At 64.9% G+C, this 26,959-nt stretch carries 27 protein-coding genes and 2 pseudogenes; 27 read left to right on the top strand and 2 right to left on the bottom strand.

All coding sequences use genetic code 11. From position 1 onward, the window contains the following. Positions 1-45 precede the first annotated feature (45 nt). From QM590_RS00910 to trmD, 8 genes and pseudogenes are all read left to right on the top strand, one after another. Complete coding sequence (locus QM590_RS00910) at positions 46-966, top strand: M23 family metallopeptidase (protein ID WP_269593727.1); 921 nt, start codon at positions 46-48, stop codon at positions 964-966. A gap of 127 nt (positions 967-1,093) precedes the next feature. Then, on the top strand, positions 1,094-2,653 hold the full coding sequence (ffh, locus tag QM590_RS00905; RefSeq protein WP_269593617.1) for a signal recognition particle protein: 1,560 nt from the start codon (positions 1,094-1,096) through the stop codon (positions 2,651-2,653). Between the two features lie 17 nt (positions 2,654-2,670). Continuing rightward, a pseudogene (locus QM590_RS00900) lies at positions 2,671-3,778 on the top strand (amidohydrolase family protein). Between the two features lie 68 nt (positions 3,779-3,846). Further along, entirely contained in the window at positions 3,847-4,608 is a 762-nt protein-coding gene (locus QM590_RS00895) for a CPBP family intramembrane glutamic endopeptidase (RefSeq protein WP_349307170.1), read from the top strand. Positions 4,609-4,796: 188 nt separating this feature from the next. Continuing rightward, the gene (gene rpsP, locus QM590_RS00890; protein WP_037189654.1) at positions 4,797-5,273 is read left to right on the top strand and encodes a 30S ribosomal protein S16; all 477 of its coding nucleotides are present in this window, start codon (positions 4,797-4,799) and stop codon (positions 5,271-5,273) included. Next, positions 5,270-5,512, top strand: coding sequence for an RNA-binding protein (locus QM590_RS00885; protein ID WP_027496687.1), 243 nt, complete (start codon positions 5,270-5,272; stop codon positions 5,510-5,512). The genes rpsP and QM590_RS00885 overlap by 4 nt, the downstream gene beginning before the upstream one ends. A 14-nt stretch (positions 5,513-5,526) precedes the next feature. After that, positions 5,527-6,069: a ribosome maturation factor RimM gene (gene rimM, locus QM590_RS00880; protein ID WP_269593618.1), complete on the top strand. Its 543-nt coding sequence runs from the start codon at positions 5,527-5,529 to the stop codon at positions 6,067-6,069. A 3-nt stretch (positions 6,070-6,072) separates the two neighbouring features. Further along, the gene (trmD, locus tag QM590_RS00875) at positions 6,073-6,753 is read left to right on the top strand and encodes a tRNA (guanosine(37)-N1)-methyltransferase TrmD (protein WP_149405564.1); all 681 of its coding nucleotides are present in this window, start codon (positions 6,073-6,075) and stop codon (positions 6,751-6,753) included. A gap of 5 nt (positions 6,754-6,758) precedes the next feature. Here the strand turns inward: trmD and QM590_RS00870 are convergent, their stop codons facing one another. Then, entirely contained in the window at positions 6,759-7,712 is a 954-nt protein-coding gene (locus tag QM590_RS00870) for a serine hydrolase family protein (protein ID WP_149405565.1), read from the bottom strand. 68 nt (positions 7,713-7,780) lie between these two features. Between QM590_RS00870 and QM590_RS00865 the strand changes: the two genes are divergently transcribed. The 13 genes from QM590_RS00865 (at position 7,781) to QM590_RS00805 (ending at position 20,984) form a co-directional block, all read left to right on the top strand. Next, positions 7,781-10,120, top strand: coding sequence for a Tex family protein (locus QM590_RS00865; protein WP_149405566.1), 2,340 nt, complete (start codon positions 7,781-7,783; stop codon positions 10,118-10,120). Between the two features lie 117 nt (positions 10,121-10,237). After that, positions 10,238-11,092: a hypothetical protein gene (locus tag QM590_RS00860; protein WP_149405660.1), complete on the top strand. Its 855-nt coding sequence runs from the start codon at positions 10,238-10,240 to the stop codon at positions 11,090-11,092. A gap of 132 nt (positions 11,093-11,224) precedes the next feature. Then, entirely contained in the window at positions 11,225-11,566 is a 342-nt protein-coding gene (rplS, locus tag QM590_RS00855; RefSeq protein WP_027496692.1) for a 50S ribosomal protein L19, read from the top strand. A gap of 184 nt (positions 11,567-11,750) precedes the next feature. After that, positions 11,751-12,527 carry a signal peptidase I gene (gene lepB / locus QM590_RS00850; protein WP_068049600.1) on the top strand — a complete coding sequence of 259 codons (777 nt, stop codon included), beginning with the start codon at positions 11,751-11,753 and terminating at the stop codon, positions 12,525-12,527. Next, a complete protein-coding gene (locus QM590_RS00845) occupies positions 12,524-13,285 on the top strand; it encodes a ribonuclease HII (RefSeq protein ID WP_269593619.1) in 762 nt (253 codons plus the stop codon). Before lepB ends, QM590_RS00845 begins: the two co-directional genes overlap by 4 nt. A 37-nt stretch (positions 13,286-13,322) precedes the next feature. Then, complete coding sequence (locus tag QM590_RS00840) at positions 13,323-13,628, top strand: DUF2469 domain-containing protein (RefSeq protein ID WP_008717288.1); 306 nt, start codon at positions 13,323-13,325, stop codon at positions 13,626-13,628. A gap of 411 nt (positions 13,629-14,039) precedes the next feature. Beyond that, a complete protein-coding gene (locus tag QM590_RS00835) occupies positions 14,040-14,384 on the top strand; it encodes a histone-like nucleoid-structuring protein Lsr2 (RefSeq protein ID WP_068049609.1) in 345 nt (114 codons plus the stop codon). A gap of 359 nt (positions 14,385-14,743) precedes the next feature. Then, positions 14,744-15,100, top strand: a complete 357-nt coding sequence (locus tag QM590_RS00830) for a YraN family protein (protein WP_149405567.1) — start codon at positions 14,744-14,746, stop codon at positions 15,098-15,100. Beyond that, on the top strand, positions 15,100-16,605 hold the full coding sequence (locus QM590_RS00825; protein WP_269593620.1) for a YifB family Mg chelatase-like AAA ATPase: 1,506 nt from the start codon (positions 15,100-15,102) through the stop codon (positions 16,603-16,605). The genes QM590_RS00830 and QM590_RS00825 overlap by 1 nt, the downstream gene beginning before the upstream one ends. Further along, entirely contained in the window at positions 16,602-17,723 is a 1,122-nt protein-coding gene (gene dprA, locus QM590_RS00820) for a DNA-processing protein DprA (RefSeq protein WP_068282569.1), read from the top strand. Before QM590_RS00825 ends, dprA begins: the two co-directional genes overlap by 4 nt. Positions 17,724-17,818: 95 nt before the next feature. Next, entirely contained in the window at positions 17,819-18,601 is a 783-nt protein-coding gene (locus tag QM590_RS00815; protein ID WP_094669808.1) for a siderophore-interacting protein, read from the top strand. Positions 18,602-18,670: 69 nt separating this feature from the next. Next, positions 18,671-19,597 (top strand): tyrosine recombinase XerC, encoded by a 927-nt coding sequence (locus QM590_RS00810; RefSeq protein ID WP_269593621.1) that lies wholly within the window; start codon positions 18,671-18,673, stop codon positions 19,595-19,597. A gap of 208 nt (positions 19,598-19,805) precedes the next feature. Continuing rightward, the gene (locus QM590_RS00805) at positions 19,806-20,984 is read left to right on the top strand and encodes a MinD/ParA family ATP-binding protein (RefSeq protein WP_316629671.1); all 1,179 of its coding nucleotides are present in this window, start codon (positions 19,806-19,808) and stop codon (positions 20,982-20,984) included. 22 nt (positions 20,985-21,006) lie between these two features. Here the strand turns inward: QM590_RS00805 and QM590_RS00800 are convergent. Then, positions 21,007-21,495: pseudogene (locus tag QM590_RS00800) on the bottom strand (M23 family metallopeptidase); the annotation flags it as partial. Between the two features lie 346 nt (positions 21,496-21,841). Here QM590_RS00800 and rpsB point away from each other — a divergent pair. The 6 genes from rpsB to QM590_RS00770 all read left to right on the top strand — a co-directional run bounded on the left by rpsB (position 21,842) and on the right by QM590_RS00770 (position 26,935). Further along, a complete protein-coding gene (rpsB, locus tag QM590_RS00795) occupies positions 21,842-22,744 on the top strand; it encodes a 30S ribosomal protein S2 (protein ID WP_269593622.1) in 903 nt (300 codons plus the stop codon). A 160-nt stretch (positions 22,745-22,904) separates the two neighbouring features. After that, complete coding sequence (tsf, locus tag QM590_RS00790) at positions 22,905-23,729, top strand: translation elongation factor Ts (protein ID WP_037189637.1); 825 nt, start codon at positions 22,905-22,907, stop codon at positions 23,727-23,729. 176 nt (positions 23,730-23,905) lie between these two features. Beyond that, positions 23,906-24,634: a UMP kinase gene (gene pyrH / locus QM590_RS00785; RefSeq protein ID WP_269593623.1), complete on the top strand. Its 729-nt coding sequence runs from the start codon at positions 23,906-23,908 to the stop codon at positions 24,632-24,634. Positions 24,635-24,689: 55 nt separating this feature from the next. Next, positions 24,690-25,247, top strand: a complete 558-nt coding sequence (frr, locus tag QM590_RS00780) for a ribosome recycling factor (RefSeq protein WP_037189636.1) — start codon at positions 24,690-24,692, stop codon at positions 25,245-25,247. Positions 25,248-25,277: 30 nt separating this feature from the next. Next, entirely contained in the window at positions 25,278-26,198 is a 921-nt protein-coding gene (locus QM590_RS00775; RefSeq protein ID WP_394855369.1) for a phosphatidate cytidylyltransferase, read from the top strand. Positions 26,199-26,236: 38 nt separating this feature from the next. Next, on the top strand, positions 26,237-26,935 hold the full coding sequence (locus QM590_RS00770) for a class I SAM-dependent methyltransferase (protein ID WP_269593729.1): 699 nt from the start codon (positions 26,237-26,239) through the stop codon (positions 26,933-26,935). Positions 26,936-26,959: the final 24 nt, after the last annotated feature.

Below are 26,959 nucleotides of genomic sequence, written 5' to 3'. Positions count from 1 at the left end.
TCGTTCCTGCAGGCTCCACTCCTGATCTTTCGAGAGGCACCAACTGTGGGATCCCACCGACGGTCGACCGTCCACACACCGACCGACATCGCGGCACGTCCGACGAGCGGCAGACACCGCGCCGTACAGGACACACCCGACCTCGGTCGACGCGCGGCAACCATCGTCGCCGCGACGGGCGCGATCGTCGTCGGTGCCACGACGATGGGTGCCGGTACCGCAGGTGCCGCGCCGATCCCCGAGCCACCCGCAGCAGGACTGCCGTTCGCCGTACCGGAGGGTCTGCTGCCTGCGGGATTCGAGCTGCCCCAGTTCGAACTCCCGCAGTTCCTTCCCCCACAGTTCGCGCCACCGCCCGCACCGTCGCAGCCGGCACCGCCCGAGGCCGCGCCTACCGCACCCGCGCCTGCTGCGGAACCGGCTCCGACCGCGGACCCCCTGGCTTCGTTCGGAGTCGCCGATCCCGGTGCCGCCGCCCAGCAATGGCTCGACGACGTCGGCCTGGGGCAGTTGGGTACGGAGTCTCCTCTCGACAGCCTGCGCTCGCTGAAGAAGGGCACAGTGCAGCCCGTGGCAGGAGTGTTGACGTCCAACTTCGGCTCGCGGTGGGGAACCCAGCACAGTGGCCTCGACATCGCGGCACCCATCGGAACGCCCATCTACGCCGCCGCTGACGGCACCGTGTCCGACGCAGGACCTGCATCCGGCTTCGGTCTCTGGGTCAAGGTGCGGCACGACGACGGCACCGAGACGGTCTACGGGCACGTCAACGACTTCTCGGTTCAGCCCGGCCAGCGCGTGGCGGCAGGTGAGCAGATCGCAACCGTGGGCAACCGCGGCCAGTCGACGGGCCCGCATCTGCACTTCGAGGTACACGATCCCTCCGGCGTCAAGGTCGACCCCGCGCAGTGGCTCGCGACGCGGGGAGTTGCAGTGACGTGGAACGATTCCGCGCGCCTGGCCTGACTCGACATCGCCACGTTCGACACGACAGTCGAACGCCCCAGCGACGACGCGGCGTGCTGCCGCTAGTGTGGTGACCGTGCCGGATTCGGCTCGTTTTCGGTGATCGGCTAGCTCAGGAGTGCAATCGGTGTTCGAATCCCTTTCCGACAGGTTGACCGGGACTCTCAAGGACCTGCGTGGCAAAGGTCGACTGTCCGACGCGGATATCGACGCTACCGCCCGTGAGATCCGTCTTGCCCTGCTCGAAGCGGACGTGGCACTGCCCGTCGTACGTGAGTTCATCAGCCGCATCAAGACCCGGGCCAAGGGTGCCGAGGTCTCGGGCGCGCTCAACCCCGCCCAGCAGGTAGTCAAGGTCGTCAACGAGGAACTGGTCGGCATCCTCGGCGGCGAGACTCGCAGGCTCGTGTTCGCCAAGAACCCGCCAACGGTGATCATGCTCGCCGGTCTGCAGGGTTCGGGTAAGACGACGCTGGCGGGCAAGCTCGCGAAATGGCTCAAGGGCCAGGGCCACACCCCACTGCTCGTCGCGTGCGACCTCCAGCGTCCCGGTGCCGTGAGCCAGCTGCAGATCGTGGGCGAGCGCGCCGGTGCCGCCGTCTTCGCGCCGCATCCGGGCACGTCCATCGGGGGCGGCGACAATGCACTCGGAGTCTCGGCCGCGGATCCCGTCGAGGTCGCCCGGGCCGGCATCGCCGAGGCTCGAAGCAAGCAGTACGACGTGGTCATCGTCGACACCGCTGGTCGCCTCGGCATCGACACCGAGCTGATGAGTCAGGCCGCGGGAATTCGTGACGCGGTCCAGCCGGACGAGACTCTGTTCGTTCTCGACGCGATGGTCGGCCAGGATGCCGTCAGTACCGCCGAGGCGTTCCGTGACGGCGTCGGCTTCACCGGCGTCGTTCTCACCAAGCTCGACGGCGATGCTCGCGGCGGTGCCGCGCTGAGTGTCCGCGAGGTCACCGGCCAGCCGATCATGTTCGCGTCGACCGGTGAGAAGCTCGAGGACTTCGACGTCTTCCACCCCGATCGCATGGCCAGCCGCATCCTCGGCATGGGCGACGTGCTGAGCCTCATCGAGCAGGCCGAACAGCACTTCGATGCCGAGCAGGCCGAGGCGACGGCCAACAAGATCGGCTCGGGGCAACTCACGCTCGACGACTTCCTCGAGCAGATGATGGCCGTCCGCAAGATGGGACCCATCGGAAACCTGCTGGGCATGCTGCCCGGTGCCGGGCAGATGAAAGAGCTCGCCAACGTCGACGAGAAACAACTCGACCGCGTGCAAGCGATCATCCGCGGCATGACGCCACAGGAGCGGAACGACCCGAAGATCATCAACGCGTCGCGTCGACTCCGTATCGCGAACGGCTCGGGCGTCAAGGTCTCCGACGTCAATCAGCTGGTCGACCGATTCTTCGAGGCGCGCAAGATGATGTCTGCGATGGCCGGTCGGATGGGAATGCCGGGCGCGCGCAAGCAGGTGCGGAACAACAAGAAGGGCAAGAAGGGCAAGAAGGGTGCACGCGGCCCGACGCAGCCGAAGATCCGCGGTGGATTCCCGGGCATGCCGGGCGGAATGCCTGCCGGAATGCCCGACCTGTCGTCCATGCCCAAGGGCCTCGACCAGTTGCCACCGGGGCTCGAAGGCATCGATCTGTCGCAGCTGAAACTACCCAAGAAGTAAGCGCGCACGTGTCGGCGATGCGGGTGCGGGGCCGCGGACTGCCGGACGGGTCCGAGATCGATCTGTGGATCGAGGGTGGCGTCCTGTCCACGGAGCCGATCGCGGATGCCGATCTCGTTCACGACGGCGGCTGGATTCTGCCTGGTCTGGTGGACGCCCACTGCCATGTCGGAATCGAATACGGCGGGGGACACACCGACCTGATCGGGTCGATCCGCCAGGCCGAGACCGAGCGAGGCGTCGGCGCGCTGCTGTTGCGCGACGCCGGGTCTCCGGTCGACACACGCGAGCTGGACGAATACGAGGACCTTCCCCGCATCATCCGAGCGGGCCGTCACATCGCATCACCCAAGCGCTACATCCCGGGTCTGGCAATCGACATCGAGGACGAATCGCAGCTGCCCGAGGCGGTGGCCCAACAGGCACGATTCGGCGATGGCTGGGTCAAGCTCGTCGGCGACTGGATCGACCGCTCGGTGGGAGATCTCCGACCGCTGTGGAACGACTCGATCCTCGTCGACGCCATCGCCGCTGCCCACGCCGAGGGCGCGCGGGTGACCGCACACGTCTTCGGTGAAGATGCCCTGCCCGGATTGATCGCGGCGGGAATCGACTGCATAGAACACGGCACCGGCCTGACCGACGAGACCGTCGAGATGATGGTCGATCACGGCACCGCACTGGTACCGACGCTGATCAACATCGAGACGTTCCCCGGCATCGCCGACTCCGCCACCCGGTATCCCGGCTACGCCCGGCACATGCGGGGCGCTGCACGAACGCGTCGCCGATACCGTCGGACGAGCTCACGACGCAGGCATTCCGATCTACGCAGGCACCGACGCAGGCGGTTCGATCGCGCACGGTCGTATCGCCGACGAGGTCGCCGCACTCGCGGCCGTTGGACTCTCACCGACCGATGCACTCGGTGCCGCCTGCTGGGAGGCCCGGTCGTGGCTGGGTCGACAGGGGCTCGAACACGGCGCGCCCGCCGATCTCGTCGTCTACTCCGAAGATCCGCGAGGCGGACCGGATGTGCTGTCCAACCCGGATCTGGTGATCCTTCGCGGACGAGTGACCGACCGGCGCGGCCGCACGACGAGTGGATCGACGGTCCCGGGGTGACCGATTCGGGTGACGGCGGCGCAGGACGAGCCGATCCCGACCGCCCCAGCTGGGCCGGTCTGGCTCCGATGAATCACGTTCATCAGCAAGGATCGGGACTGTCCGAAACCTACTGGCGCGCCGAGCAGGCCGCGCTCGAACGCAGACGCGGCCAACGGTGGGGACTGCCGGCCGCGGCGCTGGTGCTGGGGCTCAATCTGGCCGGATTCCTGGTTCTCGGCCTCGTCGTGACGTCGGACGCCTCGGCCGTTTTCGTGGTGGGCATCATGATCCCGAGCCTGCTCGCCACGGGAGTGGCGGTGGCCATCTCGAAGTCGCGGGGCAACGGCCCCGTCGTCGACTTCGGCCTCCCCAGATCCATCCCCGAATTTCTCGGGCACCTCCGATCCGGGTTGGCGTGGGGTGGCGTCGCCGTGGTCGGCGGCATAGTGCTGGCTCTGATTCTGTTGTCCCGTATCGAAGTCGGCGACCCGACGCCCCTCGGCACGGTCACGGATACGGCAGTCGGCTTGAAAATCGTTCTGGCTCTGTGGATTTGGCTCGGTGCACCAATCTGTGAGGAAACGATGTTCCGCGGCATGCTGTGGGGAGCGCTCGAGAAACGCACCCGCCCGATGCCGATGGCCTGGTTGGGCAACCGATGGGTGGTCCTGGCGATCACCGCGGTGTTGTTCGCGGTGTGGCACCGAGAGTGGTGGCGCCTGGTGGTGCTGCTGTGGGGAGGATTCGCAATCGGAATCGCTCGAATGCGCTCCGGTTCGATCGTCGCGTCGATCACGGCACACTCGTTGAACAACACCCTTCCTGCCCTGGTGGTCCTGCTCGCCTGACGGGAGTGGTTCTGCGGGCCCGATTCACCGATAGTGCGACCCGTCTGGCACAATGAACAGCTGTTCGCCCGTCATCCGGTTACGTACCGAGCGGCGGTCACAACACCCTTCAACGCAAAACCGGGTTCGCATGCCGTGCGGACCGCTGAATTGCGCCGTGACCAACTTTCGAAAGGCTTCACCAGAACATGGCTGTCAAGATCAAGCTCATGCGTATCGGCAAGATCCGCACCCCGCACTACCGCGTCGTCATCTCCGATGCCCGCACCCGTCGTAACGGCCGTGCGATCGAGACCATCGGCACGTACGAGCCCAAGCAGGACCCCAGCATCATCGAGATCAACTCCGAGCGGGCGCAGTACTGGCTGAGCGTGGGCGCACAGCCGACCGAGCCGGTCGAGGCTCTGCTCAAGATCACCGGCGACTGGCAGAAGTTCAAGGGCCTCCCCGGTGCCGAGGGAACCCTCCGCCTCGCCGAGCCCAAGCCGTCCAAGCTCGACCTGTTCAACGCCGCACTGGCGCAGGCCGACTCCGAGCCCCAGGGCGAGGCCACCACCGCCAAGAAGAAGAAGGCTCCCAAGGCCGACGACGCCGCTGCGGAGACCACCGACGCTGCAGCAACCGAGACGGCAGACGCGCCGGCCGCCGAGGCTGCTGAGAAGTGAGTGCCGTTGTCGCCGATGCCGTCGAACACCTCGTTCGCGGCATCGTCGCCAATCCCGATGACGTTCGCGTCGAGATGATCACCGGCCGTCGTGGCCGCACCGTGGAGGTCCACGTGCACCCCGACGATCTGGGCAAGGTCATCGGCCGTGGCGGTCGTACCGCTACGGCACTGCGCACTCTCGTCTCGGGAATCGGTGGTCGCGGCATCCGCGTCGACGTGGTCGACACGGACCAGTAGGTCACGTACCCATCATGGAGCTGGTCATCGGCCGTGTCGCGAAGTCGCACGGCATCAAAGGCGAAGTCGTCGTCGAGGTTCGCACCGACAACCCCGACGACCGCTTCGCCGAAGGAACCGTTCTCTCGGGCCGCAAGCCTCGATCGAACGCCGAACCAGCCTCGTACACAGTGGACGCCGTCCGGGAACACTCCGGGCGGCTTCTGCTGCGTCTGAACGGTATCGACGACAAGACGGCCGCCGACCAACTCAGGGGCATTCTGTTCGTCGTCGAATCCACCGACCTTCCGCCGTCCGACGACCCGGACGAGTTCTACGACCACGAACTCGAAGGCCTCACGGTGATCCTGACCAACGGCACCGTCGTGGGAACGGTCCGCGAAGTTCTCCACTCCGCAGCGGGGGAGCTGCTCTCCATCACGCCGGATCCGAGTTCCGGCGAAGCAGCACGTGCCGAAATCCTCGTGCCGTTCGTAGCGGCCATCGTGACGACGGTGTCGTTGGCAGACAAGACGATCGAGATCGATCCGCCCGAGGGTCTGCTGGATCCGGAGTAGATCGTGCGCCTCGACGTCGTCACCATCTTTCCCGAATACCTCACGCCGCTCCGAACCGCGTTGCTGGGCAAAGCAATCGACCGCGGCCTCGTCTCGGTCGAGGTCCACGATCTGCGGTCGTGGACTCACGACGTGCACAAGGCCGTCGACGATTCGCCGTACGGCGGCGGACCGGGAATGGTCATGAAGCCGACCGTCTGGGGAGACGCACTCGACGACGTGCTGACCGACGATTCTCTCCTCGTCGTCCCGACGCCTGCCGGTGTGCCGTTCACCCAGCGGACAGCCGAGCGATGGTCCGCCGAGCAGCATCTCGTATTCGCCTGCGGCCGATACGAAGGCATCGATCAACGAGTGTTCGACGACGCCGCACGTCGGGTCCGTGTCGAGGAAGTCAGCATCGGCGACTACGTGCTCATCGGCGGCGAAGCGGCTGTTCTCGTGATGGCCGAGGCCGTGGTGCGACTGATGCCGGGGGTTCTCGGCAATCAGCAGTCGCACCAGGAGGATTCGTTTTCCGACGGTCTGCTCGAGGGGCCGAGTTACACGCGTCCCGCACAGTGGCGTGATCTCGACGTTCCGCAGGTACTGCTCTCGGGTGATCACGCCAAGATCGCTGCGTGGCGCCGACAGCAGTCACTGGACAGGACCGCCGAGCGTCGTCCGGACCTGTTGCAGGACTGACGAATTCAGCTGACGGTGCCGTCGGGGAAGAGCATCGAGACGAATCCGGTGAGAGTGTCCCTGGCATGCAGCGCGCTGGCGTCGTCACTGACGTCGACCACCGCGGTGTCCGGATAGCTTTCCATGTCGTCGGCGTAGAAGATGTCCTCGCGTGACGACAGAGCCAGAACGTAGCGGTTGTCGACACCGATGGTGCCCGTCGACAGGTGTACCCACCGATCGGATACGCAGCACATCCAGCCCTGTTTCACAGCGTGCACACTCTCGCCGGGCAAACCGTCGACGATCCCGAAATGCTGCTTGTAGCCGTCCGCGGCGATCGGTGCCGAACGGCGAAGCATTCCGATCACGATGTCCGTGGATGCCGTGGTCAGACCGCCGCTGCCGTTGAGCAACCCCGCGTAGTAACCGACCAGGTCGCTGGGCGTGGTCTCGGTGTTGTACCACTCGTCGTCCCCGGGCGGAGTGGTGCTCGTCAAGCCGTAGCGAGCCGCAACCGTGCGCACGATCTCCGACGAGCCGTAGCGATACCAGAGCGTGTACGCGGCGTTGTCGTCGGACAACTCGAGCATGCTGGTCATGGTGGTCAGGTCGTCGGCAGAGACCGGACGGTTCTCCGACTGCGCTCGGAACAACACCTCGTCGGCGATGAAGAGCTTGGATACCGACGCGGTTTCGACCTGGATATCGGCATTGCTGCTGTAGTAGGAGCCGGTCTGACGATCCAACAGTGCGAAATCGACGTCGGCACCGCGGGCCTGGGCCGACGCGATCGCCATCGGGATACGAGCTTCGAGGGCTACGCCGTCGACCTTTTTCATGTCGGGAAAGGGCGACGCCGACGTCTCGGCGGTGTCCTTCGAGGCGGAGTCACCGATCTGGTCGTCGGGAGGAGCCGAGCATCCGGCCAGTATCAGGGAGGCGCAGGCTGCAGCCAGGAACCGAGACCCCCTGACCATCCGCGTATCTCTCCCACACGTTGAACCGCTGACCGACTTGTCCCACAGTAGCGGTAGGGTCCATCGCCGTGACCACTGCTCTGAAATCTGTGAACAAGCGCATAGCCGAAGAACTCGACGTTCGTGAAGAACAGGTTCGTGCCGCCGTGGAACTGCTCGACGGCGGGTCGACGGTCCCGTTCATCGCGCGCTACCGCAAGGAAGTCACCGGCACCCTCGACGACACGCAACTGCGTCAGCTCGATGAGCGACTTCGGTATCTGCGCGAGCTCGACGAGCGCAGAGACGCCGTGATCGAGTCCATCCGCTCGCAGGGCAAGCTCGACGACGCGCTGGAGCAGTCGCTGATGCTGGCCGATACCAAGGCGCGCGTCGAGGACATCTATCTGCCGTTCAAGCCCAAGCGTCGAACCAAGGCTCAGATCGCGCGTGAGGCCGGGCACGAGCCCGTCGCCGACGCTCTGTTCTCCGACCCCACCACCGACCCGGCCCAGTTCGATCAGGAGCAACTCGACGGCGCACGGGCGATTCTCGTCGAGCGCTTCGCCGAGGACGCGGACCTGGTGGGCGAGCTGCGCGAACTGATGTGGACATCCGGCAAGCTCGTCGCGTCGGTTCGCAAGGGCAAGGAGGAGGAGGGTGCCAAGTTCTCCGATTACTTCGAGTTCTCGGAACCGTTCACGAGCCTGCCCTCGCACCGAATTCTCGCCACGCTCAGAGGCGAGAAGGAAGAAATACTTTCCCTCGGTTTCGAGCCCGAGCGCGACGAACCGACCCCCGGGGTGCCGAGCGTCTACGAAGGTCGGATCGCGACCAAGTTCGGGATCGAGAATCGAGGACGGCCTGCCGACAAGTGGCTGCTCGATACCGTCCGATGGGCGTGGCGCACCAAGATGCTGGTGACCGTCTCCCTCGACACTCGTATGCGACTGCGTCAGTCGGCCGAGAAGGACGCCGTCGACGTCTTCGCGAGCAACCTCAAGGATCTGCTGCTCGCCGCACCGGCCGGCAACCGCACCACCATGGGCCTGGACCCGGGCTTCCGTACCGGCACCAAGGTCGCCATCGTCGACGCCACCGGCAAGGTCGTCGACCACGACACTATCTACCCGCACAAGCCGCAGGGCAAATGGGATCAGGCGGTGGCCACCCTCGCCGGCCTGGCCGCCAAGCACAAGGTCGAACTGATCGCCATCGGCAACGGCACCGCATCGCGTGAAACCGACTCGCTGGCAGCAGAATTGATCGCCAAGTTCCCTGCCGCCAACCTGACCAAGGTGGTGGTGTCCGAGGCCGGAGCGTCGGTGTACTCCGCTTCCGCGTACGCCTCGAGCGAGCTGCCCGAACTCGACGTATCGATCCGCGGTGCCGTCTCGATCGCCCGCAGGTTGCAGGATCCGCTGGCCGAGTTGGTCAAGATCGATCCCAAGTCCATCGGCGTCGGGCAGTACCAGCACGACATCTCCGAAACCCTGCTGGCCCGTTCCCTCGGGGCCGTAGTCGAGGACGCGGTGAACGCCGTCGGCGTCGACGTCAACACCGCGTCGGTTCCGTTGCTCTCGCGGGTCTCCGGTATCGCCGGCTCTCTCGCCGAGAGCATCGTGGCGCACCGCGACCAGAACGGTCCGTTCTCCAGCCGCAGCACGCTCAAAGATGTACCGCGTTTGGGCCCCAAGGCTTTCGAGCAGTGCGCCGGATTCCTTCGTATCTCCGGGGGAGCGGATCCCCTGGACCGGTCGAGTGTTCACCCGGAGGCATATCCCGTCGTGCGGCGCATCGTCGGCAAGGCAGGCCTGGGTGTGCGCGAGGTAGTCGGTAACACGGCTCTGCTGAGAGGTCTCGACCCTGCCGAATTCGTGGACGAGCGATTCGGTCTGCCCACCGTCACCGACATCATTTCCGAACTCGAGAAGCCGGGACGCGACCCTCGCCCCGAGTTCAAGACCGCCACCTTCGCCGCCGGTATCGAGAAGGTCGCCGATCTGAAGCCGGGTATGACGCTCGAAGGTGTCGTGACCAACGTGGCAGCGTTCGGCGCGTTCGTCGACGTCGGTGTGCACCAGGACGGGCTGGTGCACGTCTCGGCGATGTCGCACAACTTCGTCAAGGACCCCCGCGAGGTCGTCAAGTCCGGTGACGTGGTGCGCGTCAAGGTCATGGAGGTCGACCTCCCGCGGCAGCGCATCGGCCTGAGTCTGCGGTTGGACGACGAGCCCGGTGCCGGTGGCGGCAAGGACGCCTCTCGCGGACAGCAGCCCGACCGGCCCCGAGGCCAGGGCCGAGCTGCGGGCAGCGGCCAGAGCAACCGCAGTCGAGACGCGCGCCCACAGCGCGGCGGCGGCCAGTCGGCAGCACCGGCGGCCGGTTCCATGGCCGATGCGCTACGGAAGGCGGGATTCGGAAAATAGCGGGCGGATCCTCGGGTCGATGCTGCCCTGGGCGGTCCCGAACACGAATAGTGTGAAAGGTGATTCACCGGTCGTTCGGCCGTTCGGCAGGAAGGACGTGAGCCACACGTGAGGTGGTTGCAACACGGGGTCATCGATCACGGCCGCCTGCCGCTGCTGTGTTTTCTACTGGGGCTGTTGGTGGGGTTTCTGCTGATCCGACTCAGCGTCAGGATGATTCGCGCAGATGTGAAGTGGTGGCCGGGAAACATCACGCCCGGCGGTCAGCACATCCACCATGTCGTCTTCGGGATCGTGCTGATGCTGCTCGCGGGGATCGGCTTGATCGCGGTGTACGTCGACGGTTCCGAGTCGGTCGGGGCGGTGCTGGCAGCGGTCTTCGGTATCGGGGCTGCTCTCGTCCTCGACGAGTTCGCGTTGATCTTCTATCTCCGCGATGTCTACTGGTCCGAACAGGGGCGCACATCGGTGGACGCCGTGTTCGCAGCAGTGGGATTCACCGGCCTGCTGCTGCTCGGCTTGCACCCTCTGGAGCTGCTCAGCCCGGCCGGCTTCCGGGCCGATCCCGACCCGTGGGTGCGCGGCACCCTGGCGGTGTTGGCCCTGGCCAATCTCGCGCTTGGTGTCGTGGTACTGCTCAAAGGAAAAATCTGGACCGGGCTGCTCGGGCTGTTCGTCCTGCCGATCCTCGTTCTGGCCGCGGTGCGGTTGAGCAGGCCGAGTGCCCCGTGGGCGAGGTGGCGCTACACCACCAGGCCGAAGAAAATGGAACGCGCACTGCGCCGGGAGAAGCGGTGGCGACGGCCGATCATCCGGGCCAAGATCTATCTTCAGGACGCGATCGCAGGCAAACCGAGCATCGTGCATGCACGTGAGGCCACCGAGCAGGAATTGGCGCGGACGGTATTGCCTGCGCCGATGCCGAGCGGGACGGCGGCGAGCCGAGAAGCGCCGATTTCGTCGAACGCCTGATGGTCTGGCACAATGGTCGGGTTGCCTCTAGCAGGCACGGACCTCACTCGGAGTACGAACCAGTCGAGCCGCTGTGTCAGCGAGCCGCTCGGTTCCTCTACTCATGCGCAGAACGCAAGGATGGCACAACCGATGAACACTCTGGACTTTCTCGACAATCAGTCGCTGCGTAGCGACATCCCCGATTTCCGTCCCGGCGACACGCTGAACGTGCACGTCAAGGTCATCGAAGGCTCGAAGGAGCGCATTCAGATCTTCAAGGGCGTCGTCATCCGACGTCAGGGCGGTGGCGTTCGCGAAACGTTCACGGTCCGCAAGGTCTCGTTCGGCGTCGGCGTCGAGCGCACCTTCCCGGTGCACAGCCCCAACATCGCTCAGTTCGAGGTCCTCACCCGCGGTGACGTCCGTCGCGCCAAGCTCTACTACCTCCGCGATCTGCGTGGCAAGGCCGCCAAGATCAAGGAAAAGCGCTGACCGGTTCCGCCCGGACACATCAGTTCACACCATGCCGCGTTGCCTGTCAGGGCGACGCGGCATGGTGCGTTCTGCCCGCGGTCGACCCGCGTTCCACCCTGTCGACGGGCGGATCGAGAGCCGCGAACCGCCCATGCGCAGACCGTCCGGCCGTGCGGGCGACGGTTCCGGCTAACCTGATCACGTGACGCAGTCCCCACAGGATCCAACCGACGAGCCCGACGACGAGTCTTCACGGAAGAAGCGTCGGGAACGCAAGCCCCGATCGTTCTGGCGTGAGCTCCCCATTCTGATTCTGGTAGCGCTGGTACTGAGTTTTCTGCTCCAGACATTCGTCGCACGGGTGTATCTGATCCCGTCCGAATCGATGGAGCCGACCTTGCACGGCTGCACCGGTTGCACCGGTGACCGCATCGTGGTGGAGAAGATCGGATACCGGTTCGGCGACCCGAAGCCCGGCGACATCGTCGTCTTCCGTGGCCCGGATTCGTGGAACGACGAATTCGTGTCACAGCGGTCCGACAACTCGGTGATTCGTGGCGCACAGGAAGTCGGCTCGTTGATCGGAGTCGTCGCGCCCGACGAGAACGATCTGGTCAAGCGCGTCATCGCCACCGGCGGTCAGACCGTCGAATGTTGTGACGACCAGGGGCGAGTGCTCGTCGACGGACAGCCGTTGGACGAGCCGTACATCCAGATGGATTTCCCGTTCACCCCGGGAACGATGACGTGCGACACCGAACTGAAGTCCGGACGATGCTTCGACCCCGTCACCGTGCCGGAGGGCAACGTCTGGGTCATGGGTGACAACCGGAGCAACTCGCGAGATTCCCGGTATCACGTCACCGACGAGTTCACCGGAACCGTTCCCCTCGACAACGTGATCGGGAAGGCCGTGTTCATCGCGCTGCCGCCGTCACGAACCGGCATCCTGGATTCTCCCGACATCCAGGGTCGATGACGGCAACCCCGCGACGTGCGCCGCGTGCGCGCGCAACTCTGACTCGGTCGTCGTGGCCGCCGCGTCCGATCATCCGACGGGCGGCCGGATTGCGGACGATGGAGTCTGCGTTGGAGCGGGGCGGACTGGGTCCGGTCGCAGGAGTCGACGAAGCGGGAAGAGGAGCCTGCGCCGGTCCGTTGACGGTCGCAGCGTGTGTTCTCGGGGCGCGCGCACATGCCGCCCTGGCGGATCTGGACGACTCGAAGAAGTTGACCGAGCGACGACGCGAAGAGCTCTTTCCCAAGATCCAGAGGCTGGCACTGGCATGGAGCGTGGTGTCGATCGATGCGGCCGAGGTCGACCGCATCGGGGTCCACGTGGCGAACATCGAAGGAATGCGACGCGCGGTTGCCGGGCTCGGCATGACCCCGGGCTACGTACTCACCGACGGCTTTCGAGTGCCCGGGCTTCCGGTTCCGTCGCTACCGGTGATCGGCGGTGACGCCACCGCAGCGTGCATCGCCGCGGCGAGCGTGCTCGCGAAGGTCTCCCGGGACCGATTGATGGTGCAGTTGGACGACACGATTCCCGGCTACGGATTCGCCGTGCACAAGGGGTACAGCACCCGTGCTCACTCGGCCGCCATGACCGCTCTCGGGCCCAGCCGCGAGCATCGAATGTCCTATGCGAATGTCGCAGCGGCCGCCGCGGGGCTTTCTCCGGACGCCGTCGACGCCCTGGGGCGAATGGACTGCCGCGACGCCGGTACGCGATGATTGCTGTTCACGCCCGACTGGAGGATGAAAGAGACCGATGAGTGCCGAAGATCTCGAAAAGTACGAAACCGAGATGGAGCTCTCGCTGTATCGCGAGTATCGGGACATCGTGGGTCAGTTCAACTACGTCGTCGAAACCGAGCGGCGGTTCTATCTGGCGAACTCCGTCGAACTCATTCCGCACAACGCCGACGGTGAAATCTACTTCGAATTGCGAATGTCCGACTCGTGGGTGTGGGACATGTATCGCCCCGCCCGTTTCGTCAAGCATGTCCGGGTGATCACCTTCAAGGACGTCAACATCGAAGAGTTGGACAAACCAGATCTGCGTCTGCCGGAATAGCTCCTCGTCCGACGCTGGAGCGTGACGGAGTCGCCCTGAGCGTCGGATGTCGGAGCACCGTGCTGCGAACCACCCGATGCGGTGCGGTCGTGCTGTACCGATCGTTTTGCCACCCGAAAAATTGGACGCCCGGCCAAATCGGTCCGCATGTCCTGTTTCCGTGTCCGGTGTCACGGAAAGTTGTTCCCCGTCCAATGGTGCACGGCGGTTGAGATCGGGTTTCCCGTGTGAAATCGATTGCGCAACAAAGCTATTCGAATTGGTCGATTAGTCGCTCGAAATGCTGAACAATTTCTGCACCGATATTCGTCGATTCGACACGTCACGAAACGCCTGCAGTTCTTTGCGTGGATACGAGAATGGGTGGTAGAACTTGAATATCACATCCCCCAGACGTGTAAGAGGTACGAGATGGCACGCAAGACGCTTGTGCAGATGATCGACGATGTAGACGGATCGGTCATCAAAGACGGCCAAGGTGAATCCATCGAATTCGGCATCGGTGGAAACCAGTACCGCATCGATTTGAACCTCAAACATGCCAACGAATTGCACGAACAGTTGGCATTCTGGATCGAGCACGCCGAGAAGATTTCCGGACGCCGCACCCGTAAGGGCGGCGCTGCATCTGCACCGGCTCGCGGCAAGGTGGATCTGCAGGACATTCGAGCATGGGCCCGCGAGAACGGCCACGAGGTCAGTGCCCGCGGCCGTATAAGTCAGGATGTGCAGGCGGCCTACGAGGCTGCTCACTGACCGTCCTTCGCGAACCGAGGCTGGGTGTCTCGGCAGCACGTTTTGCGTATCGGCACTTTCGATGCCGGTATCGACACGCCGCATCAGCTCCGTCCGATTCTCTGAATCAGGACGGAGCTTTTTGCGTATCGAGTCCGCTTTCACCCGGCGGCTCGGACACGCTACGAGCCGTAGCACGGCGGTCCGACACAGTGGACTGATCGCCGCCGACAATCGGACCGTTCGTCCACAGTCGAGCAGTTGTCCACAGGGCAATTTCCCACCTGCACTTTCTTCGCTTCTCCTCCTTCGGGTCGTGTCACCGTCGAGACGACCGAATCGGCCGCAATGCACGGTCGGAGAGTGGAGGAATGGCGGACATGGCAACCAATCAGGAACTCGGTGCGCGCGGCGAGGAACTCGCGGTGCGCCATCTCGAGGACATCGGTCTCGAGGTGATCGAGCGGAACTGGCGGCATCGTTCCGGAGAACTCGACATCATTGCGCGCGAGGGCGAGACGGTGGTGTTCGTCGAAGTGAAGACTCGATCGGGAATCGGATACGGAACACCCGCCGAAGCGGTGACGTACACGAAACAGACTCGAATCAGAGGGCTGGCGCTGCGATGGCTTTCGCTGCAGCAGGGACCGTGGGTGCAGATCAGATTCGACGTGATCGCGATCGTGGTCGGTCGCAACGAGGAACCGGTCATCACGCACGTTCGGGCCGCGTTCTGATGCCACTCGGGAGAGCGCATTCGGTTGCGGTCAACGGGGTCGACGGTGTGCTGGTGGAAATCGAAGCCGATATCGGGCAAGGCCTACCCGGTACGCATCTTGTAGGTCTTCCCGATACTGCGCTGAACGAATCGCGTGACCGGGTCAAAGCCGCGGTGAAGAACTCGGGCGGTACCTGGCCGGACAGCCGGGTGATTCTCGCTCTGTCGCCCGCGACGTTGCCCAAGGGCGGATCTGTGTACGACCTTGCACTCGCGTTGTCGATTCTCGATGCCGCGAAGGCGATTCCGCGCGGATGCCTGTCCGACACCGTGTTTCTGGGTGAATTGGCACTCGATGGGAGGCTGCGCGCAGTCCGTGGGGTCCTGCCCGGGGTGCTCGCTGTCAAGAGTGCGGGCTGGCAGCGGGTGGTCGTTCCGCTGCAGTGTTTGCCCGAGGCGGGTCTGGTGGACGGGATCGAGGTGCTGGGTGCGGGTTCGCTCGGGGACGTGGTGGCCTGGCTTCGCGGTGAGCAGGCACTCGAATCACCCGTCCCGACCGAATGGCACGAGGAGATCTATCCGGACCTCAGTGATGTCGCCGGACAGGCGGATGCGCGATGGGCACTGGAGGTCGCCGCCGCAGGCGCACATCACATCATGTTGACCGGGCCACCGGGCATCGGAAAAACGATGCTGGCGCAACGCCTTCCGGGAATTCTGCCGCCGCTGACCGAATCCGAAGCGCTCGAAGTGACAGCCATCCACTCGGTGGCGGGTCTGTTGACCACCGCGCGGCCGCTCATCACGTCACCGCCGTTCATCGCGCCGCATCATTCGACCTCGGTGAGTGCCTTGGTCGGGGGCGGAACCGGAATGGCCAAACCGGGAGCGGTCAGCCGCGCACATCGCGGAGTCCTGTTTCTGGACGAGTGCGCCGAGATGAGTGTTCGGGTACTCGAGGCCTTGCGTACTCCGTTGGAGGACGGGGAGATTCGCATTGCCCGTCGTGACGGAGTGGCCAGGTATCCGGCCAGATTTCAGTTGGTTCTCGCCGCCAATCCGTGTCCGTGTGCGCCTGCGCGGCAGGTCGACTGCGTCTGCCCGCCCACAGCGCGACGCAAATATCTCGGCAAGCTGTCCGGGCCGTTGCTGGACCGCGTCGATCTGCGCATTCAGATGATGGGTGTCGCGACAGGTGCACTGGTCGACGAGGTGGGGGAGGGTACGAGCGAAATTCGCGCACGTGTGACCGGGGCCAGGGACGCCGCCGCGCAGCGGTGGCGAGAGTTCGGCTGGAGGACCAATGCGGAGGTTCCAGGACCCGCACTGCGCCAACGATTTCGATTGGCGCGCTCGACGCTCGCTCCGGTCGAGCGTGCGTTGCGCAACGGATCGCTGACCGCGCGCGGCGCAGACCGAGCCATTCGGGTGGCGTGGACGCTGAACGATCTCGCCGGTGGTTCGGTCCCCGGTGCCGACGAGGTCGGAGCGGCACTCGATTTCCGTGACAGGGGAGTGGCATGACGCACGACGCGCGCCGACTCGCCTGGGCGTATCTCTCTCGCGTGGCCCAGGGTCCGCATCGACCGGTGGTCGATCATGCTGCCGCGCACGGTCCCGAAGCGACGGCAGAAGCCGTGCGGGCGGGAAGATTGGGGGAGCGGCTCGCGGTCCGCGCCCACATCGACACCGCGGCAGCAGATCTCGATCACATCGCTGCGCTCGGTGGTCGGTTGATCACGCCGGACGACGACGAGTGGCCGGCATGGCGCTTCCTCGGATTCGACGGACCGGGTATGACCGCAGGGGTGGATACCTGTCCACCGATTGCGTTGTGGGCGCTGGGAACTCGGCCGGTGGCAACGATCACCGAGCGGTCGGTGTCCATCGTCGGGACACGCGCATCGAGTCCCTACGGTGATCATGTGACGGCGGAGATATCCGCCGATCTGGCGCTCGACGGTTGGACCGTCATTTCGGGAGCCGCTTTCGGTATCGACGCCGCGGCGCACCGGGCGGCTCTCGGAGTCGAGGGTACGACGATGGCGGTACTCGCCTGTGGCGTCGATCGCGCATATCCAGCGGGCCATTCGCGGTTACTGCGGCAGATCGCTGCCAGTGGCTTGGTTCTCAGTGAATACGCGCCGGGTACGACACCGGCAAAGCATCGTTTCCTCGCTCGCAACAGGCTCGTCGCGGCACTCGGATCCGCTGTGGTGGTCGTCGAGGCCGGGTGGCGCAGCGGCGCTCGCAACACAGCGGCGTGGGCAGCGAAATTGGGTAGGCCCGTGCTTGCGGTCCCTGGGCCGGTCACCTCGCCGACGTCCACGGGCTGCCACCGCATGATCCGGGACGGCGAGGCCGTGCTGGTGTCGAGCTCGCACGATGTCGTCGCCGAGGCGGGTGCACTCGGGTCCCCGGAGGAGCCTCGACCCGACCTCTTTCGGGAGACCGATGCGCTGTCGGACACTGCCCTGTTGATCTACGACGCGTTGCCGGCCACCGGTTCGGTGTCGAGTAGAGAGCTGTCCGAGCACTCCGGTGTTCCGCTGAACAAGGTGCGTGCATCCCTGCCGGTACTGGAGATGGACGGATTCGTCGCCAGCGACGAGACCGGATGGTTCCGCGTCGTGCGTGGGTGAGCGCACCACGATTCGAGAGCCCAACGGTAGGGTGTTAGGTAATGCTTAGTCGACGCATCGGCTGTCGGCGTCGTTCACTCGAAGAGGGGTCAGAAGTGCCACGCAAGAAAACCACCCTGTCCGTCCTGCGCACCGAAGCGCTCACCCCGCACATGCACCGGGTCTACCTGGGTGGGGCCGGTTTCGACGACTTCGATGCGATCGACGAGACCGACGCCTACGTCAAGTTGTTCTTCGGGACCGATGACGAACCGATCATGCGCACGTACACCGTTCGCTCGGTCGATACTCGCGCTCGGGAGATCGCCATCGACTTCGTGGTGCACGGAGACGAGGGAGTCGCCGGGCCGTGGGCCACCCGGGCGAAGCCGGGGGACGAGATGTCGTTCTTCGGCCCGTCGGGTGGGTACGCCCCACGACCCGACGCGGACTGGCACCTCTTCGCCGGCGACGAATCGGCGATTCCGGCGATTTCGGCTGCCGTCGAAGCGCTCCCGGAGGATGCCGTCGCCAAGGTCTTCATCGAAGTTGCCGACAGGCACGACGAGATCTACATGGAGACGCTCGCTGTCGTCGACGTGACCTGGATTCACCGGGGTGCGTCCTCGAACGAGGTGGGAGACGACCGAGCCGGAGACAACGCACCGTTGATTGCAGCGGTGAAGGAAACGGAATGGCTGCCGGGGCAGGCTCAGGTCTTCGTGCACGGAGAAGCCCAGGCCGTCATGCACAACATTCGGCCCTACATCCGTAAGGAGCGAGGGGTCGGTGCCGAGTGGGCCTCGATCTCGGGCTACTGGCGTCGCGGCCGAACCGAGGAGACGTTCCGAGTGTGGAAGCGCGAACTCGCGCAGGCCGAATCCGGTGTCGACGCCTGATCCCGCGACGACCCACCCCGAACGGCGTGTCCGGTTGTCGCGCGGCCTGCCAAAGCCCAAGCTGAGCTGATGACCGATTCGCTGCCGCCTCACCTCGGCATTCACGTCGAGGAGTTCGCCGAACATCTTCGACTCGGTCGAGAGCGTTCCGAGCACACCATCCGGGCCTACGTCTCCGATGCTCGTTCACTGCTCGCGCACTTCGCTGAGTCCTCGCCGGATGCGACCATCGCCGACCTCGACCTCCGCGCGGTGCGCTCGTGGTTGGCGACGCACTCGGCCGCCGGATCGGCCAGAACATCGATGGCGAGACGAACCTCGTCGGCGAGGACGTTCGGGAAGTGGCTCGAACGGGTGGGAGCGGTGGCGGTGGCACCGGCGGAACGCCTGGCCGGTCCGGCCGGCCACCGTACGCTGCCCGGTGTTCTTCGCCACAGCCAGGCAGAGCACGCGTTGGCCGCGGCCGAATCGGGTGCCGCCGAGCTCGACCCCATCGCGCTGCGGGACAGGCTCATCGTCGAGTTGCTGTACGCGACCGGGGTGCGCGTGGGGGAGCTGTGCGGACTCGACATCGACGACGTGGACACCGAGCGTCGCTTGATCCGTGTGCTCGGCAAGGGCAACAAGGAACGCTCGGCACCGTACGGTGCGCCGGCAGCGCATGCGGTCGAGAACTGGCTGGTCAGCGGCAGACCCGAACTGGCCTCGGATCGATCCGGTGCCGCATTGCTGCTGGGGCGTCGAGGTGGACGGCTCGATCAACGGCAGGCCAGAACGGCGGTGCACGAGGTACTCGACACCGTCCCCGGTGGTCCCAGCCTCGGTCCGCACGGCCTGCGGCACACAGCGGCAACTCACTTGCTCGAAGGTGGAGCCGATCTGAGGGTGGTGCAGGAGCTGCTCGGCCACGCCTCTCTGGCGACCACCCAGATCTACACACACGTGTCGGTGGAACGGCTGCGTGCCGTGCACGATCAGGCTCATCCCCGGGCATGAGCCGAGCGTCGGCGGCGCAACGTTTGGTAGCGTCGTGGACGACTGACGACACCGAATACGGGGGACCGTGGACCGCGACCGACCGCAAGGTACTTCGGAGACGTGGTCCATGCATGTCCGTGACGGCTCTGCCGCCGACCATCGGAATCCCCCTGGTCGATCGGACAGCGCACGCGACAACGGCAGTGGGCCCGTATCGTCGGGCTCGATGTCCACTCCCCGTTCGACGCCTCGGCAACCTCCACCCTGGCAGACGCCCGACTCGGGCGACCGACAGCCGTTGCCGCCGAGGTACAACCCGCCGGTGCCGCTCGAGCCAGGGCCGCCGGCAGCGCAGCCGGACCGGTACCTGCCGGTACCGCCACACACCGAGGATTCGCGAACGCAGCCGGATCGGTGGTCGCCGCAACCGTGGTCGGGGGCGCCCAACGCCTACCGACCCAACAGTCAGGATCTGGGCGCGGATTCGTTGCTCAAGCGTCCCAAGCGAGCGTCGAACTCCGGCTGGCGGCGAGGAGTGCACCGACTCACAGGCGGAGTCATCAACCCCGGCGAATCGACGGCGGAAGAGCGGTACCGAAACCAGGTCGAACGTATTCGGCAGCCGGTGCTCGGCGACTACCGGATCGCGTTTCTGTCGCTCAAGGGTGGCGTCGGCAAGACGACGACCACGCTGGGTCTCGGTTCGACTTTCGCGTCGCTGCGCGGAGATTGCGTCATCGCCGTGGACGCGAACCCCGACTTCGGCACCCTGGGTGAGCGAGTTCCGCGGCAGACGTCGTCGACCGTGCGTGATCTGCTCGCCGCGGCACCACACATTCGTCGTTACTCCGACATCCGCGAGCACACCTCGCAGGCACCGAGTCGACTCGAAGTGTTGGCAGGCGAGCGCGATCCCGCAGCGTCGGAGATGTTCGGCGAGGAGGACTACCGCGCCGTCATCGACATGTTGCAGGTGTACTACAACCTGATCCTGACCGACTGCGGTACCGGGATCATGCACTCGGCGATGAACGGGGTGCTGCAACTGGCGAACGCACTGGTTCTGGTCAGCTCGCCTGCAGTCGACGGTGCGCGCAGTGCTGCGGCGACGTTGGACTGGTTGGAACTGCACGGCTACGGACACCTGGTGGAGCGGACCGTCGTGGTGATCAGTTCGGTTCGCCCGGGTTCGTCGGCGGTGGACATGAACTTGCTGCAACAGCATTTTCTCGAGCGCTGCCGCGCCGTGCTGGTGATTCCGTTCGACGAGCACCTGGCCGAGGGTGCAGTGGTCGACCTCGACCTGTTGCGTCCCCAGACTCGAAGCGCGTTCGTCGAACTCGCCGCGATGGTGGCCGACGATTTTCCTGCGGCGTCCGGCAGGCACTCCGGCCCCCAGCGCTGACCATCATCTGCCGTCGTTCGTCGAGGGGTTTCAACCTGATCGGGCTTGCGCGCACCGTCGCCGTGGGATCGAGGTAGTCGCGGCCCCGTCTGATGCCCCAGTGAAGGCACGTCGACGAGCAGCCCTCGTGCCCCGATGTCACCGAACCCAACACGGTCCCTCGCCGAACCCGCGTGCCGGCGGCAACCGACGCCGACACCGGTTCGTACGTCGATCTCAGTCCGCCCGGATGATCGACCGATACGACGGGCTTTCCCGCTACCGACCCGGCGTAGACCACGATTCCGTCGGCGACGGCGAGAACCGACTGGCCCTCGTGGGCGGCGAGGTCGACACCACGGTGGCCGGGCAGCCAGTTCTGCTCGGGACGGTCGAACGGGGTGACGACCTGCGGCCTCGGCTGCAGCGGCCAGGCGAATGCGCCTGGTTGCGCCGAGGCGACCGGCGTCGAGAGCGTTACCGCGGTGACGAGGCACACCGCGAGTGCGCGGAGCGTGAGAGAGATGTTCACCCGTCGACCATGTCGTGGATATGAGCGATCGAACGAACCAGGACGCGATTTGTGGACAAGAAGTTTCTTTGTCCACAGGCATCGGAATCCCTTGACAGTCGGGCCTGGTTATGACGGGGGCCGTGGCAGGTCTACACTCGTCACTTGCGGCCTGTGCGTGCACGGGTCGACTTCGCGCGTCCGCGTCATCGCATCGTCTGCCTCGAGCGGAATCACCGATACGAGAACCGGTTGTCGGCGGTCCTGAGATCTTCGTGATGTCGGGTCCGGCAACTTCAGCGGGCGCCAGGGCAGAGGTCACCGACCTTTTGCGTCAACCGCACCATCGAAAGAGAGTTATTCAGCCATGGCTGTAGTAACAATGAAGCAGCTGCTCGACAGCGGCACACACTTCGGACACCAGACCCGTCGCTGGAACCCGAAGATGAAGCGATTCATCTTCACCGACCGCAACGGCATCTACATCATCGACTTGCAGCAGACTCTGACCTTCATCGACAAGGCCTACGAGTTCGTCAAGGAGACCGTCGCCCACAACGGCACGGTTCTGTTCGTCGGCACCAAGAAGCAGGCGCAGGAGTCCATCGCCGCTGAGGCAACCCGCGTGGGCATGCCCTACGTGAACCAGCGCTGGCTCGGCGGCATGCTCACCAACTTCCAGACGGTGCACAAGCGTCTGCTCCGCCTCAAGGAGCTCGAGGCCATGGAGCAGACCGGTGGCTTCGAGGGACGCACCAAGAAGGAAATCCTCATGCTCACGCGTGAGATGACCAAGCTCGACCGCACCCTCGGTGGCATCCGGGACATGTCCAAGGTTCCGTCGGCCATCTGGATCGTCGACACCAACAAGGAGCACCTCGCGGTTGCCGAGGCTCGCAAGCTGAACATCCCGGTCATCGCGATCCTCGACACCAACTGCGATCCCGACGTGGTCGATTACCCGATCCCGGGTAACGACGACGCGATCCGTTCCGCTGCGCTGCTGACCAAGGTCGTCGCATCCGCAGTCGCCGAGGGCGTGCAGGCGCGAGCAGGTCAGAACACTGCATCCGACGCCAAGCCCGAGGTCGGCGCAGGCGAGCCCCTCGCCGAGTGGGAACTCGAGCAGCTCGCTCAGGCTTCACCGGCAGCAGAGGCTCCCGCAGCAGAGGCTCCCGCGGCGGACGCCCCGGCAGCGGACGCTCCCGCAGCCGATGCCCCGGCAGCAGAAGCACCGGCAGCAGAAGAAGCACCGGCCGCTCAGGCTTGATCGAATTCGGTCCCGGTTCACCCTCAGGGGTGGGCCGGGGCCGCTTCGGTATGACAGGGTCGAGGTCGGCACGGCTCCGCAGTGAGCCCGTCGATCACGCCCTGAGAACAGCATTTTTCGTCAACGCACGTACCCAGACATTTGAGGAGGCTCGCCCACGATGGCGAACTACACTGCCGCCGACGTCAAGCGGCTCCGTGAGCTCACCGGCTCCGGAATGATGGACTGCAAGAACGCGCTCGCCGAGAACGACGGCGACTACGACAAGGCCGTCGAGTACCTGCGTATCAAGGGTGCCAAGGACGTCGGCAAGCGCGCCGAGCGCAACACCGCCGAAGGCCTCGTCGTCGCCGAGGGTGGAGTGCTCGTCGAGATCAACTCCGAAACCGACTTCGTGGCCAAGAACGACGAGTTCCAGACGTTCGCCGCATCCGTTGCGGCGACGGCTGCGGCAGGCAAGCCTGCAGACGTCGATGCTCTCAAGGCGCTCGACCTCAACGGCAAGACTGTCGAAACGGCCTTGAACGAGCTGTCGGCCAAGATCGGCGAGAAGCTCGAGCTTCGTCGCGTCGTGTCCTACGACGGCAACACCGCGACGTACCTGCACAAGCGCAGCGCGGACTTGCCGCCTGCCGTGGGCGTGCTCGTCGAGTACACCGGTGACGGCGACGCCGCAGGCGATGCCGCGCGCGCAGCTGCGATGCAGATCGCCGCCCTCAAGGCCAAGTACGTCACGCGCGACGAGGTCCCCGAGGACCTGGTGGCCGCCGAGCGTCGCATCGCCGAGGAAACCGCTCGCGAAGAAGGCAAGCCGGAACAGGCACTGCCGAAGATCGTCGAAGGTCGCGTCAACGGATTCTTCAAGGACGTCGTTCTCACCGAACAGAAGTCGGTGCAGGACGGCAACAAGACCGTCAAGGCCATTCTCGACGAGGCCGGCGTCACCATCACCCGTTTCTCACGGTTCGAGGTCGGTGCCAGCTAGTCTGAGCACCGGTTCGGTCGAGCGATGCCGTTCATTCGATTCCATCGAGTGGGCGGCATCGCTCGTGCGCGGGGCAGGTGGGTGTGCAGGCCGGAGCCCTGTCCACCACCCGGGCCTCGATAGGGCAGGATGATCCAAGAGGAAACCGTAGTGTTCGACGAGTACCGAGGAGAGCTATGACCGATCCGGCCCCTGACCGTCCCGGGTTCCGACGCGTGATGCTCAAACTGGGTGGGGAGATGTTCGGAGGCGGCCAGGTCGGTCTCGATCCGGATGTCGTGAACAACGTTGCCGAACAGATCGCCGAGGTGGTGGCCACCGGGGTTCAGGTCGCAGTGGTGATCGGCGGTGGCAATTTCTTCCGTGGTGCCGAACTTCAGCAGCGCGGCATGGACAGGTCCCGTTCGGACTACATGGGCATGCTCGGAACCGTCATGAATTGTCTTGCACTGCAGGACTTTCTGGAAAAGCAAGGCGTTGCCACCAGGGTGCAGACCGCGATCACGATGGGTCAGGTAGCAGAGCCGTACCTCCCGCTCCGCGCACGACGTCATCTGGAGAAGGGGCGCGTGGTGATCTTCGGAGCCGGCATGGGTATGCCGTATTTCTCCACCGACACCACGGCTGCGCAGCGCGCGCTGGAAATCGGTGCCGAGGTGTTGTTGATGGCCAAGGCTGTCGACGGCGTGTATTCGGCCGATCCGCGACTGGATCCCGATGCAACCATGTTCGACACGATCACGCACCGCGAGGCCATCGAGCAGGGACTCAAGGTTGCCGATGCGACGGCCTTCAGTCTGTGCATGGACAATCAGATGCCGATGCTGGTGTTCAATTTGCTGATTCAGGGAAATATCGCTCGCGCCGTTTCCGGTGAGAACATCGGCACGCTGGTCACGTCGTGATCGTTGCCGACAGTGACGTGAGCGAATCGAAGACGAAGACGATGGAGGACAGATCGTGATTGACGAAGCTCTCTTCGACGCCGAAGAGAAGATGGAAAAGGCCGTATCGGTTGCACGTGACGATCTGTCCTCGATTCGCACCGGACGTGCCAACCCCGGGATGTTCTCCCGCATCGTCATCGAGTACTACGGTGCTCTGACACCGATCACTCAGCTGGCAAGTATCAGCGTCCCCGAAGCGCGCCTCGTGGTCATCAAGCCGTACGAGTCCAATCAGCTCGGACCGATCGAAACCGCCATTCGCAACTCCGATCTCGGAGTCAATCCCACCAATGACGGCAACCTCATTCGAATCGGAGTTCCGCAGCTCACCGAGGAACGTCGCCGCGAATTCGTCAAGCAGGCCAAGGGCAAGGGCGAGGACGCGAAGGTATCGATTCGCAACGTTCGCCGGAAGACGATGGAAGAGCTCAAGCGCATTCAGAAGGACGGCGAAGCAGGCGAGGACGAGGTCGTCCGCGCCGAGAACGATCTGGACAAGACCACTGCCAAGTACACCGCCTCCGTGGACGAACTCGTCAAGCGTAAAGAGGGCGAGCTGATGGAGGTCTGACCCGACCTCGACAGCAGCTTTTCACGACGGATGACGATGAATTTCGAGGAGATGACGACAGTGGTGGGACCGGATCGGCAGGAGGGCAGCGGTACGCCCGCTGCCTCGTCCGGGGTCGCCGCAGCGAAGTCGACGGGCAAGGCAGGTCGTAATCTTCCTGCCGCGATCGGAGTCGGCGGGTCGTTGGGAATCGGCCTGATTCTTGTCCTGGTCTTCGTGCCGCTCGTGTGGATCGGCGTGGTGGCCGTCGCGTTGGCCGTCGCCACCTACGAGGTGTCCAAGCGCCTGCGCGAGGGTGGGGTCCTCGTGCCTCGCATTCCCCTGATCCTCGGCGGTCAGGCGATGATCTGGCTCGGCTGGCCGTTCGGGGCAGTCGGTGTGCTCAGCGCGGCGGTGGGCACCGTCCTGGTGTGCATGGTGTGGCTGCTGCTGCGGCAGGGATTCGGCACCGCTCCGAAGAACTACCTCGAAGAACTCTCCGTCACCGTCCTCGTGGCATGTTGGTTGCCGCTGCTGGCCTCGTTCACCGTCCTGATGGTGCTGCAGGACAACGGCGCAGGCCGCATCCTGGTGTTCGTCATCGGCGTCGTGTGCTCGGACATCGGCGGCTACATCGCGGGTGTGTTGTTCGGAAAGCACCCGATGGCACCCGCCATCAGCCCGAAGAAGTCCTGGGAGGGGCTCGCCGGTTCGCTCATCTTCTGCATCATCGGATGTCTGCTGACGGTGACGCTCATCCTCGAGGCCAACTCGATGATCGGCATCCTTCTCGGCGTGGTTCTGGTGGTGACCGGCACGTTGGGTGATCTGATCGAGTCGCAGGTCAAGCGTGACCTCCGCATCAAGGACATGGGCACCCTGCTGCCCGGCCACGGCGGCATCATGGACAGGCTCGATTCGCTGTTGCCCTCGGCTTTCGTGGCATGGCTCGTCTTCACCGTTCTCCTCTGAGCAGACTGCTCTCGGGCGTGCGCAGCGAAGTCACCGGGGTGATTCCCAGCCCGAACATCTGGAACTGGCCACACCTGTACGAGGCGGAGAACCGTGCTCAGGACGTCGACGGTGCTCTGTTCGACGCGATCCGTTCGGTGGCGGACTGGACGGCCAAGACGGTCGTCGACGTCGGTTGCGGAAGCGGCTTTCATCTTCCGGTGTTCGCGGCCGACGCGGACCGGGTGATAGGCGTCGAGCCGCACGAACCACTCGCTGCTGCGGCGAGACTGCGAGTCGCGAACCTACCGAATGTCGAGGTGAAGACCGCGCAGGCGGATTCCCTCCCGATCGACGACGGCACCGTGGACATCGTCCATGCGCGCACCGCGTACTTCTTCGGACCGGGCTGCGGGCCGGGAATCGTCGACGCCATGCGCGTGCTCGGGCCGGGAGGGGCGTTGGTCGTCGTGGATCTGGACGCGACCGCGTCGCCGTACGGGGATTGGATGCGGGCCGATCTGCCGCATTACGACCCGGCAACAGTCGAGGCGTTCTTCGAGGCACAGGGTTTCGCACTCGCCCGCGTCGACACGAGATGGTCGTTTCCGAATCGGCGCATGCTGCGCGATGTGCTGGGAATCGAGTTCGGCCCACGCGTCGCACGTGAGGCCGTGAAGTCGGTGGACGGTGTCTCGTTCGACGTGCGGTATCGAGTCCACGTCCGGTACAAACCGACCGGAATCGAGCTGCGTTAACGAGCCGATAGGCCTTTCGCCGAA

This window comes from Rhodococcus sp. IEGM 1372, from assembly GCF_030056835.1.
Taxonomy (GTDB): Bacteria; Actinomycetota; Actinomycetes; order Mycobacteriales; family Mycobacteriaceae; genus Rhodococcoides.
The sequence above is the reverse complement of the archived record's forward strand: the minus strand, read 5'-3'. Positions and strand labels throughout refer to the sequence as shown.